Genomic DNA, 13,729 nt, shown 5'->3' on the forward strand with positions numbered 1-13,729 from the left:
AAAAAGACGTTACACCATGTAACGTCTTTTTTTTATTCAGGTGAAACCGTATCAGGCAAAGGATTCAATCAGTTGATCTACGTCGTTGCCTTCCGGGAAAAAGCCAACCACTTTGCGGATCACATTTTCCACGATGGCGTCCGGGCAGGAGGCACCGCTTGTAATGAGGATGCTGACCGGTTCTTTTTGGGGAATGTAATTTTCGCTGATCAACTCTTCATGCGTATGAAAATTATAGTGGAGAATTGTTTGCGCCGACAGGATTTTTTCTTCGCTGCTGATAAAATAGGTGGGGAGTTTTTCTTCGCACAATTCGACCAGGTGCGACGTGTTGGATGAATTGTAACCGCCGACAACGATGGCCAGGTCCGCCGGTATTTCCAGCATGCCGCTGACGGCTGTCTGGTTGTCGTTGGTGGCATAGCAAAGCGTGTCGCGGGTATCAGCAAAATGTTCCCGTACATTCTCGTCTGTGAGGCTGAATTTGCGGATCATTGTCTCCCGCAGAAAATCAGCGATCGCCTGCGTATCCGATGCAAGCATGGTAGTTTGATTCACCACGCCGATGCGCTGCAGGTCTTTTGTGACATCAAAGCCTGCGGAGTACTGGTGGCGGAATTCCGTATAAAAATCTTCCGCCGGTTTTTCGCCGAGAATGTATTTCGCCAGCTCGATGGTCTGCTGCATGTCTTTCACCACAACCGATGGCGCATTGGCCGCCGCATGCGAAAAGGTAGCCCTTGTTTCTTCATGTGTGGGCTTGCCGTGAATGATGATGGTATAGGCTTTTTTTGCAATCGCTTCGCTGCGGTTCCAAACCTTTTCCACAAAAGGACAGGTTGTGTTGTATTTCTCTACCTGGATGCCGATCTGTCGCAGCTTTTGCTCAATGACCAGCGTCGTTCCAAACGCCGGGATCAGCACAATGTCTTCTGCCGTCAGGCTTTCGAACGGGATGATCTGCTTGCCGTAATTATCCTGCAAAAATGCCACGCCGCTGCGCTTCAGGTCCGCATTGACCTGCGGGTTATGGATCATTTCACTGAGAAGGAAAATGCGTTTGCCGGGATTTTCCTCAACGGTGCGAAATGCAATGTCGATGGCGTTTTCCACGCCATAGCAAAAACCGAAGTGCCGGGCCAGGTAAATCCGTACCGGGCCGAAATCGAGGAGCGAGGGAGAGAAATCCTTTTTCATGCGGTCTTCTTCCTTGCGCTTTTTCTTGATGGCGGAGATCAGTGGGCTGCGGTAAACTACAGGAACATCGAAGCTTTTCATGTGGCTACAAAAGTAAGCCAAGAGGGAAAAGGTTAAAAAGAGGGAACGAGAAAGTATTCTTAAGAGTCGGTGGCAAACCCCTGTTGCTGCGTCATCGTTTCTTCTTCGGGTGGACAGACCTCACAGGTTTTCAAAGCCCTTGAAGTCTGTCCAGGTTTACCAGAAAAGAAAATCCTGAACGAACACGGGTATGGGAAGCCAGGGTGATAAAATTGACGACTGTCTCTTTTTCTTCCTCCAACCTTTGTCTCTTCGCTCTATCTTTAGCCCTTATGCAAAACTGGATCAGGCATACGAATATATATGAAGTGAACCTGCGGCAATACACTGCGGAGGGGACGATCAGGGCCTTTGCGGCACACCTGCCGCGGCTGCGGGATATGGGGGTGGAAACACTTTGGTTTATGCCCATCACACCCATTGCACAGAAAAATAAAAAGGGCAGCATGGGCAGCTACTACGCCTGCTCCGATTATACATCTGTCGCCGAAGAATTTGGCACCGTCGATGATTTTAAAAACCTGGTGCAACAGGCGCACGACATGGGTTTCAAGGTCATCCTCGACTGGGTGGCCAATCATACCGGTTGGGATCACTGGTGGACGGTGGAGCACCCGGACTGGTACGAGAAAGACGAGCACACCGGCGACTTTAAAAAGGCGTCGGGGATGGACGATATTATTGAACTGGATTTTAAAAATCCCGTAATGCGGAAAGCCATGATTGAGGCCATGGCCTTCTGGATCAGGGAAACCGGCATCGACGGTTTCCGCGCCGATCTTGCGTTTTGGGTGGAACTGGATTTTTGGCAGGAAGCCAGGCCCGAACTGGAAAAAATAAAACCGATGTTTTGGCTGGGGGAGCTGGACCCGCTGGATAACCCCGAATACATGCAGGTGTACGATGCGGCCTATACCTGGCGATGGATGCACAAGGCCGAACATTTTTACAAAAGCAGTGCGTCGTTTGGCGACCTACTGCATGTTTTGGACCAGTACCGGCAGGCACCGGGAGTGAAAGCCTGGTTTACGGCCAACCACGACGAGAATACCTGGAACGGCACAGAGTATGAAAAATATGGCGCGATGGCTGCTTGCCTGGCCGTTTTCAGTTGTACCTGGCCCGGCGTGCCCCTGTTGTACAGCGGGCAGGAATTGCCCAATCACAAGCGGCTGCAGTTTTTTGAAAAAGATGTAATCGAATGGCGGCCACAGTGCGACCTGCATTCATTTTATAAAACCTTGTTTGCTCTCAAAAAAGAACACCCGGCTTTGGCTACCGATTCCGAACTCGAAATCATTGCCGCTGATGAACAGCAACGGGTGCTGGCCTTCCGGCGCAAAAGCGGAGAAAGTGAAGTCGTAGTGCTGTTGAATTTTTCCGCTGAGGAACGGCTTATTCAGCCGAAGGGGCAGGGTGTTTATGTCAATGTGTTTACGCAGGAAAAAACCGGACTTGCAGACGGGAACGGCGTTATGCTGCAGCCCTGGGGCTTTTCTGTTTTTGCAAAATAACCGCAGCTTACTTTTGTGGCTTCACAATTGAACTATTTGCATGCGCTTTCTTTTACCCCTTCTTGTCGTCGCGGTTTTAATTGCCAGTTGCTTTTTACCCTGGATGACAATTGAATCGAAGGGCATTACCATTACGGGTTTGAACACGGCCGGCACCACGTACGGCAAACCCGCTTATTTCCATTTTTTGTGGGTAGGCTTCTTCCTCCTGTTTTTGTTCATTAACAAGGTTTGGTCCACTCGTGCAGCGATGGTGTTTGCAGCGTTGAATGCCGCCTGGGCCTTTCGTAATTTTTTGGTGCTTCCAATGTGCCAGATGGGCGAATGCCCGGTGCGAAGAACGGGTATTTACCTGCTGTTTTTTTCGTCACTTGCTTTGTTTTTTGCCGGCCTCGTTGGGCCTGCCAAAGAAAACGAAGAAACCGCAGCACAAATGACTGAGAACCGGGAAGAACCCCAAACGCCAAACACCTAACTCCCAACTTATTATCCTCCCAGCAGTTTCGCGAGTCCAAATGCGGCCGCGGCGGCAAAGGCGCCGATCAGCATGACCCGGAAGGCGCCATTGAGCGGTTGGATTCCCGTCATTTTGCTTTTGAACCAGCCAAAAATGAACAGGCAAACCAGCGTAACTCCTGCCGACACTTCCAGAGCCGCCAGGGGCGAATGAACAAAGAAATAGGGAGAAAGAGGAACCAGGCCGCCGGCCACATAAGAAGCGCCAATGTTGAAGGCTGATTTGCGTGCACGCTTTGGATCGGGTCTTTCCAAACCCAATTCATACTTCATCATAAAGTCAACCCATTTGTCTTTGTCCTGCGCCAGTTCTGCCGTTGCTCTTTCCTGCAGGTCCTCGCTTAACCCAATGCTGGCAAAAAACTCTTTGGTTTCTTCGATTTCGCGGTGACGCAAATTGTCGACTTCGTAATATTCCCGTTTCAGTTCGCTGTTGTAATGGTCCTGCTCCGTTTTACCGGCCAGGTAACCACCCAATCCCATGGCTATGGAACCGGCGGCAATTTCGGCCAGGCCGGCAATCACGATGATCGACGTGGTGTCAACAGCACCACTCAAGCCTGCTGCCAATGCAAACGGAACGGTAAGTCCATCGCTCATGCCAATGACAACGTCACGTAAAAAGTCCGAACTCTCCAGGTGTTCTTCATGGTGAACATGTGTATCGTGGTGCAGGTGTGTATCCATGAGACGTTTGCGGTTGGTTGATCAAACGTTGAAGTTATGGTCCGATGGAAAGAAATTCAACTGTTTTTTCGTCTTCGGTGTTCTTGAAAGATGCTCAGGCCAAAGCCGCAAGGCTTTTTTCAAGGATGGCGATGCAGTCGTCAACCTGCTCGCGGGTGATCACCAGCGGCGGTGCCAGGCGAATCTTGTCGCCGTGGGTTGGTTTTGCCAGAAGGCCATTTTCCTTGAGCGCAAGACAAAGATCCCACGCGGCTTCCTTGTTGGCATGTGCAATGACAATCGCATTGAGCAGTCCCTTGCCCCTGACCGCCTGGATGAAAGGGGAGCGGAGTGCGGTTAGCTTTTCGCGGAAATAGCTGCCCAGTTCCGCGGCGTTCCTGGCGAGGTCTTCGTCCTGGATAACCTGAAGAGAAGCAATGGCCACCTTGCAGGCAAGCGGGTTACCGCCATAGGTCGATCCGTGTTCTCCCGGTCGGATGGTTAGCATCACGGCATCATCGGCAAGTACCGCGCTGACCGGTAAAAAGCCTCCGCTCAGTGCTTTTCCGAGAATCAGCAGGTCGGGACGAACGTCCTCGTGATCGCAAGCCAGCATTTTCCCTGTACGGCCCAATCCAGTTTGAATTTCATCCGCGATGAAGAGCACATTGGCCTGCCGGCAAAGCGTAAATGCCGTGTGCAAATAGCCATCGTCCGGAACCACCACGCCGGCTTCGCCCTGGATCGGTTCTACCAAAAAACCGGCAACGGTCGGGTCTTTCAGTGCTGCTTTCAATGCATCAAGATCATTGTACGGTATGGTGATAAAGCCAGGCGTATAAGGGCCAAAATGATTCTTTGCACTGGGATCGGTGCTAAACGAAATAATGGTGGATGTGCGGCCATGAAAATTGCCTTCGCACACGATGATCTTCGCTTCATTCTCCGCGATATTCTTCACTTCGTATGCCCATTTGCGGGCCAGCTTAATGGCCGTTTCCACGGCTTCGGCACCCGCGTTCATGGGCAAGAGTTTATCGTAGCCAAACAGGCTGGTCATGTATTGGGCATATTCGCCCAAAAGGTCGCTGTGAAAGGCGCGGCTTGTCAGGGTCAGGGTGCTCGCCTGGGCGACCAGGGCTTCCGCGATTTTGGGGTGACAGTGCCCCTGGTTGACAGCGGAATAGCCGCTCAGAAAATCGTAGTAGCGGTTCCCTTCCACATCCCATAAATACACGCCTTCGCCGCGGTGGAGAACAACAGGGAGTGGATGATAATTATGGGCGCCGTATCTTTCTTCAAGGTCGAGATAGTATTTCGTGTCGCGGGCAACGTGTGTCGTTTGCATAAACGGGAAGTTTAAAAAAATGAACAGGAAAGGATGAACCGGTTTCGAAACAGGCAAGCGGGCACCGGCCTTTAGTGGTTGAGCAGGTCTAAGTTTTGCGAAAGAAATATGGTTACCACGGTATTCATTTTCGAGAAACAAATCTAAGCAATATGTCGTATACAATTCCACCCGCAACGCGGATCGGTCATGTGCATTTAAAAGTTGCAGACATTGAAAGGGCACTTGGATTTTACCGGGACCTGCTTGGTTTTGAAGTGACGCAGTGGTATGGAAAATCTGCGGTCTTTTTGTCGGCCGGTGGTTATCATCATCACATCGGGCTGAACACCTGGTACAGCAAGGGAGCCCCTCCGGCGCCGGTGCAGTCGGCTGGGTTGTTTCACACCGCCATTTTGTATCCTGCGCGGAAAGACCTTGCAGACGTGCTGGGGCGATTGCTTGATGCTTCTTACCCACTCACCGGCGCCTCCGATCATGGTGTGTCGCAGGCGCTTTACCTGAACGATCCGGATAACAACGGTGTTGAACTTTACTGGGACCGGCCAAAGGAGCAGTGGCCCTTCGACGAAGCGGGAAACCTGCAGATGGTAACAGAAGTCCTGGACCTGAACGATTTGCTGGCTGAACGGGAGCAGCCATAGGTTCGGCAGGAGGCCTGGGGCTTAATGAAAAGTCCGTAAGGACGAGGGACGTTCAACACTTTTCAATAGGCTAAGACCTTCGAGGTTTTCAAAACCCCGGAGGTCTTAGCCTCTCGCCGATTATTCTCCAGAATAAATCACACCGGTTGTTGGCGTTTCGTACAACTCCACTTTGCTAAGGTTGGTAAGTAGCGGTTTGATCTTGTTCCAGATCCAGACCGTAATGTTTTCGGCTGTCGGGTTTTGCAGGCCGTCAATCTCGTTGATCAGTTTGTGGTCCAGTTGATCGATAATGGGATTGACAATGTCTTTGAGTTCTTTAAAATCCATGACCCAGCCCAGGTGCGGGTGCGGCTGGCCTTTCACAAATACACGCAGTTTGTACGTATGACCGTGCATGTTCTTGCACTTGTGCCCGTCGGGAACATGCGGGAGAAAATGCGCTGAATCAAACGAAAAGTCTTTGTAGATCTCCATCAGGCGGCAAAAGTACAGCCTTGGCTCCAATCGGTTTTGCAGCTATATAATTTTCACAAAATAATGAGCCGGGAAGGGCAGGTGGAGAGTGACTGTTCGGGGAAAAATACCGTACACCGTGGAGCCGCTGCCTGTCATCGCTGCATAGCTGGCACCTTGTTCATAGAGCATTTTTTTGATCGCCGGTATTTCAGGGTGTTGCCTGCCGACCGGTGCTTCAAAATCGTTCACCAGCCTGTCTTTCCATTCTTCCACCGGGCGCCGGATCATGTCCCGAAGAGAGGGGCGGTTGGCGGAAGGACTGACCTGCGAGAAGGCCCAACCCGTGTTGACATGGATCCCCGGATTGACAACGGCGAACTGGTAACCGGATAAATCCAGTTCGATGGGTTTCATCACTTCGCCCCGGCCGGTTGCAAAGCAGGGTGTGTTGTTGATGAAGAAAGGGCAATCGCTTCCCAGTTGCAGGGCGTACTGAATGAGCTGCTCCTTTGCAAGCCCCAGGTTGAACTTCTTGTTGAGCAGGACGAGGGCAAAGGCACCATCGGCGCTGCCACCACCCAGGCCGGCACCCATCGGGATGGTTTTGTGCAGGTGCATGGCGATAGGTGTCAACTGCGGAAAATCGTTCTTCAGCAAGTGATAAGCTTTGATGCAAATGTTGTCGGAAATGGTTCCCTCCACCTTCAGTCCGGAGGCAGTAAATGCGAGGTCTGATACGGGGGACGGGGGGAGAATGATTTCCAGCGCATCCATCAGTGGAAGGGGATAAAAAACAGTTTCCAGGTCATGAAACCCGTCTTCCCGCTTGCGAAGAATGTGAAGGCCGAGATTGATTTTGCAGTTGGGAAAAAGAATCAAGTTGGGAGTCTGGGGTTTGGTGTTTGGGGTTGATGTGATAAGGTACTATTCGCTCCCGAAGGAATATTGCTGGTGTTTTGAGACCTGCGCCTGAAGAACTCCAAACTCCGGACTTCAACCCCAAACTCACTTTCCTTTCTTCCGGGCATTGATTTCATCCCTGATGGCAATGGCGCGGATATAATCTTCCTGTTCCAGTACTTCGTTGAGAAGCGTATTCAGTTCCTCGAGTGAAAGGCTTTTCAGGTCGTCTTTTCCACCGTGTTCTTCGGTTGTTGTGACCGAGGAGGTTTTCTTCTTTTTGCCGCTGGCGCCTGTGTCTTCCATCAGGATGCCGGCGCTTTCCAGGATGTGCTCGTAGGTATAAACTGGGCAGCCAAAGCGAACGGCCAATGCCAGGGCATCAGAGGTGCGGCTGTCGATCTCAATCGTATCGTTGTCAGAAGAGCAAATCAGCTTGGAATAAAAAATTCCTTCCTGCAGGTCGGAGATGATCACTTCGTGAAGCTCGATGTTGAAAGCGTTCATGAAATTCTTCATCAGGTCGTGCGTCAGGGGACGGCTGGGTTGCATTTTTTCGAGGGCTACGGCAATTGCTTGCGCTTCAAAACCGCCGATTACAATGGGTAATCTCCTTAATCCGTTGACTTCGCCCAGCACTACCGCATAAGAATGTGTTTGCGTGATGCTATGCGACAGCGCCACAATTTCCAGTTCGATTTTTTTCATACAAGCTTTACTACGTGTCCAATTTGGTCAAAATTAAGCAGGAAATGCTAAACAGATGCAATTTGAGTTCCAATTACTCTCAATCCTGTGGCGATTTGCAGGAAATGGAAAAGATGAAAAGCGACACTTGTGGAAAACCAGACTCTTTTGATCTGAAGGATGAGAAAAAGCTGGTTTCGTCTAAACAAAAAAAGCCGGATGAACTTGTTCATCCGGCTTTTTGAAAAAGATATGCGTTTATTTTCCTTTCAGTTTTTGCACAGCGGCTGTCAGTTTGGGCACAACGTCGAACGCATCACCCACAATGCCGTAATCGGCTGCCTTGAAAAATGGTGCTTCGGCGTCTTTGTTGATCACCACGATGGTTTTACTGCGGTTCACGCCTGCCAGGTGCTGAATGGCTCCGCTGATGCCGATAGCAATGTAAAGATTCGGCGCAACGGCAATACCGGTTTGCCCGACGTGCTCGTTGTGCGGACGCCAGTGCGCATCGGCAACCGGGCGGCTGCAGGCAAGAGCTGCGCCTAGCGTGTCGGCGAGTTCTTCCACCATGCCCCAGTTTTCCGGACCTTTCAGGCCACGGCCGGCACTGACCACAATGTCGGCTTCGGTGAGGGCAACTTTGCCGCTGGTTTTGGACGTGCCTGTCACGTTTGTTTTGGCCGTATCCACAGTGGCATTGAAAGGAACCACTTCAGCCGTGCCTTCGCCCTGCGAAATGGTAAAGGCATTTACGTTAAGGGAAATGACTTTGATCTCGCTTTTGATAGCAACGTTGGCAATGGCCTTGCCGGAGAAAACGTTTTTACGAACCACAAAGCCGTTACTGGTATCGGGCAAGGCCGTAGCACCAGCCACCAGGCCAGCCTTCAGCCGAACAGCTACACGGGGAGCCAGGGCTTTACCGCTGGAATTATTAGAAAAGATGATCACTTTGGCCCCTGTTTGCTCTGCGACCTGCACCAGCACTTTTGTGTACACCTGGCTGTCGAACTGGTTGAGACCTTCCGCCTGCACATGATGGACTTTTTTTACGCCGTGCTGACCCAGGCTGGCCAGGTCTTCGTTGGTGTTGCCAAGAACCACGGCTTCGGCAGTTTCACCAATTTGTTCGGCGATTTTGGCGCCGTATGTAAGCGCTTCATGGGAAGCTTTTTTTATGTGTCCGTCGAGCTGGTCGACAAAGATTAAAACGCTCATTTAGTTTGGGGTTTGGGGTTTGGAGTTTGGGGTTGGAGCCCGCAAGCTCAAAATCTTTCCTGTTCAATAATGTTCTGAACGTACAAGTGTGCGACGCAACGAAAGTTCAATCGGTATCCTTCTGCTGGTCTCACAAAAATCTATGTTATTGAAAAGAGCTGGTTGAAGTAAGGAAGGTCACTTTGGCCTAAGTCTCCCCTTCAGGGGGACAGGGGTTAAATGGCTCTTGCTTCTTCGTGCAGCAGGCGCACCAACTCGTCCACGTTATCGGGAGAAACGAGTTTTACGCCGGCCTTGGCGGGCGGTAACTGGAATTTCCGGTATTCGGTGAGAGGTTCTGTTGCTGCCGGTTCCACTACTTTCAGCGGTTTGGTGCGGGCCGCCATGATTCCACGCATGTTGGGAATGCGGGCTTCGGCCACACCTTTCTGGCAACTCACCACCACCGGCAGGGGGCATTCGATGGTTTCTTCGCCGCCTTCGATTTCACGTTTGATGGTAGCCGTGGTGCCGGCAAGTTGAAAGTTGGTGGCATTGGCAACAAAGGGAAGGTCGAGCAGCTCAGCCAGCATACCGCCAACGGCGCCGCCGTTGTAGTCGATGGTTTCCTTGCCCACGAGAATGAGGTCGTAGTCTTTGGCCACTGCGGCAATTTCGGCAGCTACCTGGTAACTTTCGAGGGGTTGCGTGTTGATGCGGATGGCCTCATCGCCGCCAAGGGCCAATGCCTTGCGGATGATAGGCTCTGCATCGGTGCCGCCAACCGTCACCAGGTGAATAACTGTGGAGGGGTCGGCTTCTTTCAGTTCAATGGCACGTACCAGCGCATACCATTCGTCGTAGGGATTGATGATCCATTGTACACCTGCTTCAGCGAATTTCGTGTTGTTATCGGTGAAGGCTATTTTTGCCGTGGTATCAGGTGTTTTGCTTATACACACCAAAATTTTCATACAGCTAATTTAATTTGGGAAATGATTAGTTGCATAAGCAACTACCAAAATCTTGTTTGCAAATATAACCGCAAACCAATCCCGAAATGCAGCCGTCAACAATGGAACGAATAGAAAAATTAAAAGCCTTCCTGTCGCAGAACCCGGCCGACAGTTTTGTGCAGCACGCATTGGCGCTGGAATATGTCAAGTTGAACGACGACAAATCCGCAAAAGCGCAGTGGGAGGCATTGCTGGCCCGGGAGCCGGACTACGTGGGAAGTTATTATCATTTGGCAAAGCTCCTGGAGCGGCAGGGCGACAAGGAAAGCGCTATTGCCGTTTATGAAAATGGGCTGCAGGTGGCCAAAAAACTTGGCGACAGGCATGCCTATAGTGAACTGCAGGCCGCCTATGAAGATTTGATTTACTAGCAGCCTCCTCAAATCCCCCGGTGGAGGACTTGCCATCGCGAAGCCCTTGCCATTGCATGAGGCAAAACTTACAAAAGCATTCTTTTACATGGATTGTTTACACGTGTTTCAGGACAGCCTTCGCAAATTCCATCTTCTTCCGGATAAGAAGAACGTGCTGCTGGCTGTCAGTGGTGGTATCGACAGCGTGGTTTTGTGCGAGTTGGCCATGGAAACGGGGTTGCCCTTTGCCCTTGCGCATTGCAATTTTGGTTTGCGTGGCGAGGAAAGCGAACGTGACGAAGCCTTTGTGCGGAGCCTGGCCGGCCGCTATGGTGTGGATGTTTACGTGGCAAAGTTCGAAACGGCGGCCGTTGCCGCAGCGCAGAAAGTATCGGTCCAGGAAGCGGCGAGAGCGCTGCGCTACGACTGGTTTGACGAACTGCGCAGGGAGCACGGTTTTGCAGCGACGCTCCTGGCCCATCATGCCGATGACAAGATAGAAACACTGCTGATGAATTTTTTCCGGGGCACGGGACTGGAAGGCCTGACCGGGATGCCGGAGGAAAAAAAAGAAGCCCGTTGCCTGCGACCGATGCTGCACCTGCGGCGAAGCGAAATTGAAACCTTTGCGAAAGAACACCGCCTGCAATGGGTGGAAGACAGTTCCAATGCTTCCAGCAAATACACCCGGAATTTTTTCCGCAATGAATTGCTGCCGCAGGTGAGAAAGGTGTTTCCGCAGGCGGAGGAGAACCTGTTGCGCAACATGGAACGGTTGCAGCAGGTCAATATCCTGTACAAAGAACGGGTGGCAGAATTGAAAAAAAAGGTTTGCGAACTGAAAGGAGAGGAGGTGCATATTCCTGTACTGAAGCTGATGAAGTACCGGAACACATCGCTTGTTTACGAAATCATTAAAGACTTCGGTTTTGGTGAAAAATTCGTCGGTGAGGTGATCAAACTGGCGGAGGCACCGTCGGGCAAATACATCGCCAATGAAGCGTACCGGATCATCCGCCACCGGGCCTGGTTCATCATTGCACCAAAGAAAACAACAGCGACAACATTCGTCATAGACAAAAAAGACGAAGCGGTGCGGTTTGACAGCTATGAACTGCTGCTCAAATTTGTTCGCATCGAAGCATTTTCAATGAATACGTCATCCCTTGTTGCGCAAGTGGATGTAGGGCAAATCCGCTTTCCCCTTGTTCTCCGCAAATGGAGAAAAGGCGACTATTTCTATCCCCTGGGCATGCGCAAAAAGAAAAAGCTTGCCCGCTTTTTTATCGATCTAAAACTTTCGCAAACCGAAAAAGAAAAGGTGTGGGTGCTTGAATCGCACAGGCGGATTGTTTGGGTGGTCGGCCGCCGTATTGACGATCGTTTTAAAGTAACAGACAAAACCGGCGAGGTGTTGCAGCTTAGTGTGTCCAGCCTTTAGCCTGCATGTACCAGCGAATGCGCATGTAGCCAGCTTCAATGGCATTATAATCGACCAGTTTGCCGGCAATGATGATGAACAATAGGCCGTAAATGGCACCCCAGATATGCGCCGAGTGGTTGATGTTGGTGCCGCCTTTCCGGTCCATCCAGGCCGAGATCAGCAAGTAAAGCGGTGCAAAAATGAATCCGGGGATGGGGATAGGGATAAAGAAAATATAGACTTCCGTTTCCGGGGCCAGCATCAGGCCGGCGAAGATCACCGCGCTTACCGCTCCCGAAGCGCCGAGGCTGCGGTAATGGTAATTGTTGCGGTTGCGGGAATACGTCGGCAGCAGCGAAATGAGCAATGCCGTTATGTACATCAACAGGTAAATATACCGGCCGGACGTTCCGAAAAGACTCACAAAACCAGCCTCCACTTCCTTGCCAAACAGGTAAAGTGCCAGCATGTTAAAAATCAGGTGACCATAATCGGCATGAATCAACCCGCAGGTGAAAAAGCGGTAGTACTGGTTGTTACGGGAAACCGCCGGCGGGTAAAAGATCAGGTCGTCCATGATCTTTTGGTTAGTGAAGCCGCCCAGTGAAACCAGAACAGTAATGATGACAATGATAATGGTAATGGAAAGTGTCATGCTGAAGGACCGGTTTAAAATTTTTGAATGACTATTTTTTCCTGCGTGAATCTTTCGTTACGTGCCCGACACGGAAAGTGAATTACGGCAGGCGTGAAAAACAATCCATGATTCGTTTAACGATGGTGATATTTTTCGTTGCGCAAAATAGTGCAGGCCCGGTAAACTTGTTCGGCTAATATCAGGCGCACCAATTGGTGGGGAAAAGTAAGCGGCGACAACGACCATTTCAATTTTGCCGCCTTCAGCACCGATTCGTCCAGTCCAAAGGCACCGCCAATCAAAAACACGAGGTGGCGGGAGCTTTCATTGGCCCGTTGCTGGATAAATTGTGCCAGTCCCTCTGAGGTTAGCTCTTTGCCCCTTTCATCGAGTGCAATCAGGTAGTCGTCATCTTTTAAAAAACCAAGGATCATTTCACCTTCCCGTTTTTTTAGATCCGCTTCCGACAACATGCCGGCATTTTTGGGAACAGGAATGATCGTCCACTGCACGGGAAAATAATTGCTAAGCCGCTTGGTGAATTCGTCAACACCGGTTTTCACATAGGCTTCGTGTGCTTTACCGATCGACCAGAAGGAAATCTTCATAAACTGAATTTGGGATCAGGGGCGAAAGGTAGGAAGAATGGATAATTGGATATTTGATAGTGGATATTGTGAAATTGAAGGTTTGCTCTCAAAGAGCGAATATCCACTATCTATTACCCAATATCAAAATCATTAGAGAGCCGCACTTTGAAACGTCGTGGGAAGCTGCATGGACAGATCTTCCAGCACCTGGTCGATCAGGTCGCGGTCGTAGGTACCTTCCACCCGCCAGAGGCCACCTTCGTTTTGGGCATGAATGACAGGGGGTATGACTTCGCGGTTTGGGTTTTCAGCCGGGTTTAGCGACAGACGGTTTCGCTCTTCTTCCATCACTTTGTAGCCCACCGGGTTCCCCTCCACAAACAAAACTGTTGAAAACAATACCATAAGGTCGAATTTCCCTTATTTGATCAAAGAATCGTACCGCCACAAGGGAGGTCTTGCTAAAAAACGTTAAGAATTGCCGCGACTAAGGATTTG

At 50.7% G+C, this 13,729-nt stretch carries 16 protein-coding genes; 5 read left to right on the plus strand and 11 right to left on the minus strand.

Features of this window, described 5'->3' with window-relative positions:
- Positions 1-51: 51 nt before the first annotated feature.
- Positions 52-1,278: a 4-hydroxy-3-methylbut-2-enyl diphosphate reductase gene (locus D6024_RS10420; protein WP_121354528.1), complete on the minus strand. Its 1,227-nt coding sequence runs from the start codon at positions 1,276-1,278 to the stop codon at positions 52-54.
- A gap of 272 nt (positions 1,279-1,550) precedes the next feature.
- Between D6024_RS10420 and D6024_RS10425 the strand changes: the two genes are divergently transcribed.
- Positions 1,551-2,792: an alpha-amylase family glycosyl hydrolase gene (locus tag D6024_RS10425; RefSeq protein WP_121354529.1), complete on the plus strand. Its 1,242-nt coding sequence runs from the start codon at positions 1,551-1,553 to the stop codon at positions 2,790-2,792.
- Positions 2,793-2,832: 40 nt separating this feature from the next.
- Entirely contained in the window at positions 2,833-3,267 is a 435-nt protein-coding gene (locus D6024_RS10430; protein ID WP_121354530.1) for a hypothetical protein, read from the plus strand.
- 11 nt (positions 3,268-3,278) lie between these two features.
- Here the strand turns inward: D6024_RS10430 and D6024_RS10435 are convergent, their stop codons facing one another.
- A complete protein-coding gene (locus tag D6024_RS10435) occupies positions 3,279-3,995 on the minus strand; it encodes a VIT1/CCC1 transporter family protein (protein ID WP_121354531.1) in 717 nt (238 codons plus the stop codon).
- 94 nt (positions 3,996-4,089) lie between these two features.
- Positions 4,090-5,322: an ornithine--oxo-acid transaminase gene (gene rocD, locus D6024_RS10440; RefSeq protein ID WP_121354807.1), complete on the minus strand. Its 1,233-nt coding sequence runs from the start codon at positions 5,320-5,322 to the stop codon at positions 4,090-4,092.
- A gap of 152 nt (positions 5,323-5,474) precedes the next feature.
- On the opposite strand from rocD, the gene D6024_RS10445 reads away from it, so the two are divergent.
- Positions 5,475-5,966 (plus strand): VOC family protein, encoded by a 492-nt coding sequence (locus D6024_RS10445; protein WP_121354532.1) that lies wholly within the window; start codon positions 5,475-5,477, stop codon positions 5,964-5,966.
- A gap of 120 nt (positions 5,967-6,086) precedes the next feature.
- Here D6024_RS10445 and queD read toward each other — a convergent pair whose 3' ends face one another.
- The 5 genes from queD to D6024_RS10475 form a co-directional block, all read right to left on the minus strand.
- Complete coding sequence (queD, locus tag D6024_RS10450) at positions 6,087-6,473, minus strand: 6-carboxytetrahydropterin synthase QueD (RefSeq protein WP_240410007.1); 387 nt, start codon at positions 6,471-6,473, stop codon at positions 6,087-6,089.
- A gap of 12 nt (positions 6,474-6,485) precedes the next feature.
- Entirely contained in the window at positions 6,486-7,304 is an 819-nt protein-coding gene (ispE, locus tag D6024_RS10455; protein ID WP_121354534.1) for a 4-(cytidine 5'-diphospho)-2-C-methyl-D-erythritol kinase, read from the minus strand.
- A gap of 126 nt (positions 7,305-7,430) precedes the next feature.
- On the minus strand, positions 7,431-8,033 hold the full coding sequence (locus D6024_RS10460) for a bifunctional nuclease family protein (protein ID WP_121354535.1): 603 nt from the start codon (positions 8,031-8,033) through the stop codon (positions 7,431-7,433).
- Between the two features lie 237 nt (positions 8,034-8,270).
- Positions 8,271-9,233 carry an electron transfer flavoprotein subunit alpha/FixB family protein gene (locus D6024_RS10470; protein WP_121354537.1) on the minus strand — a complete coding sequence of 321 codons (963 nt, stop codon included), beginning with the start codon at positions 9,231-9,233 and terminating at the stop codon, positions 8,271-8,273.
- Positions 9,234-9,448: 215 nt separating this feature from the next.
- Positions 9,449-10,186 carry an electron transfer flavoprotein subunit beta/FixA family protein gene (locus D6024_RS10475; protein ID WP_121354538.1) on the minus strand — a complete coding sequence of 246 codons (738 nt, stop codon included), beginning with the start codon at positions 10,184-10,186 and terminating at the stop codon, positions 9,449-9,451.
- A gap of 86 nt (positions 10,187-10,272) precedes the next feature.
- Here D6024_RS10475 and D6024_RS10480 point away from each other — a divergent pair, with 86 nt between their 5' ends.
- Together D6024_RS10480 and tilS are read left to right on the plus strand one after the other, a co-directional pair.
- Positions 10,273-10,599 carry a tetratricopeptide repeat protein gene (locus D6024_RS10480; RefSeq protein WP_240410008.1) on the plus strand — a complete coding sequence of 109 codons (327 nt, stop codon included), beginning with the start codon at positions 10,273-10,275 and terminating at the stop codon, positions 10,597-10,599.
- Between the two features lie 88 nt (positions 10,600-10,687).
- A complete protein-coding gene (gene tilS, locus D6024_RS10485) occupies positions 10,688-12,022 on the plus strand; it encodes a tRNA lysidine(34) synthetase TilS (RefSeq protein ID WP_121354539.1) in 1,335 nt (444 codons plus the stop codon).
- Here the strand turns inward: tilS and D6024_RS10490 are convergent.
- The 3 genes from D6024_RS10490 to D6024_RS10500 form a co-directional block, all read right to left on the minus strand.
- Positions 12,003-12,659 carry a rhomboid family intramembrane serine protease gene (locus D6024_RS10490; protein ID WP_121354540.1) on the minus strand — a complete coding sequence of 219 codons (657 nt, stop codon included), beginning with the start codon at positions 12,657-12,659 and terminating at the stop codon, positions 12,003-12,005. The two genes, tilS and D6024_RS10490, sit on opposite strands and share 20 nt — an antisense overlap.
- Positions 12,660-12,775: 116 nt before the next feature.
- Positions 12,776-13,249, minus strand: coding sequence for a 23S rRNA (pseudouridine(1915)-N(3))-methyltransferase RlmH (locus tag D6024_RS10495; protein WP_121354541.1), 474 nt, complete (start codon positions 13,247-13,249; stop codon positions 12,776-12,778).
- 132 nt (positions 13,250-13,381) lie between these two features.
- Positions 13,382-13,636, minus strand: a complete 255-nt coding sequence (locus D6024_RS10500) for a hypothetical protein (RefSeq protein WP_121354542.1) — start codon at positions 13,634-13,636, stop codon at positions 13,382-13,384.
- Between the last annotated feature and the right edge of the window lie 93 nt (positions 13,637-13,729).

Origin of the sequence: Flavisolibacter nicotianae (assembly GCF_003628535.1) — a bacterium.
GTDB lineage: Bacteria > Bacteroidota > Bacteroidia > Chitinophagales > Chitinophagaceae > Flavisolibacter > Flavisolibacter nicotianae.

Coding starts and splice junctions, on each gene's coding strand:
- D6024_RS10420 (WP_121354528.1), bottom strand. CDS start 1,278: ATGAAAAGCTTCGATGTTCCTGTAGTTTACCGCAGCCCACTGATCTCC.
- D6024_RS10425 (WP_121354529.1), top strand. CDS start 1,551: ATGCAAAACTGGATCAGGCATACGAATATATATGAAGTGAACCTGCGG.
- D6024_RS10430 (WP_121354530.1), top strand. CDS start 2,833: ATGCGCTTTCTTTTACCCCTTCTTGTCGTCGCGGTTTTAATTGCCAGT.
- D6024_RS10435 (WP_121354531.1), bottom strand. CDS start 3,995: ATGGATACACACCTGCACCACGATACACATGTTCACCATGAAGAACAC.
- rocD (WP_121354807.1), bottom strand. CDS start 5,322: ATGCAAACGACACACGTTGCCCGCGACACGAAATACTATCTCGACCTT.
- D6024_RS10445 (WP_121354532.1), top strand. CDS start 5,475: ATGTCGTATACAATTCCACCCGCAACGCGGATCGGTCATGTGCATTTA.
- D6024_RS10460 (WP_121354535.1), bottom strand. CDS start 8,033: ATGAAAAAAATCGAACTGGAAATTGTGGCGCTGTCGCATAGCATCACG.
- D6024_RS10470 (WP_121354537.1), bottom strand. CDS start 9,233: ATGAGCGTTTTAATCTTTGTCGACCAGCTCGACGGACACATAAAAAAA.
- D6024_RS10475 (WP_121354538.1), bottom strand. CDS start 10,186: ATGAAAATTTTGGTGTGTATAAGCAAAACACCTGATACCACGGCAAAA.
- D6024_RS10480 (WP_240410008.1), top strand. CDS start 10,273: ATGCAGCCGTCAACAATGGAACGAATAGAAAAATTAAAAGCCTTCCTG.
- tilS (WP_121354539.1), top strand. CDS start 10,688: ATGGATTGTTTACACGTGTTTCAGGACAGCCTTCGCAAATTCCATCTT.
- D6024_RS10490 (WP_121354540.1), bottom strand. CDS start 12,659: ATGACACTTTCCATTACCATTATCATTGTCATCATTACTGTTCTGGTT.
- D6024_RS10495 (WP_121354541.1), bottom strand. CDS start 13,249: ATGAAGATTTCCTTCTGGTCGATCGGTAAAGCACACGAAGCCTATGTG.
- D6024_RS10500 (WP_121354542.1), bottom strand. CDS start 13,636: ATGGTATTGTTTTCAACAGTTTTGTTTGTGGAGGGGAACCCGGTGGGC.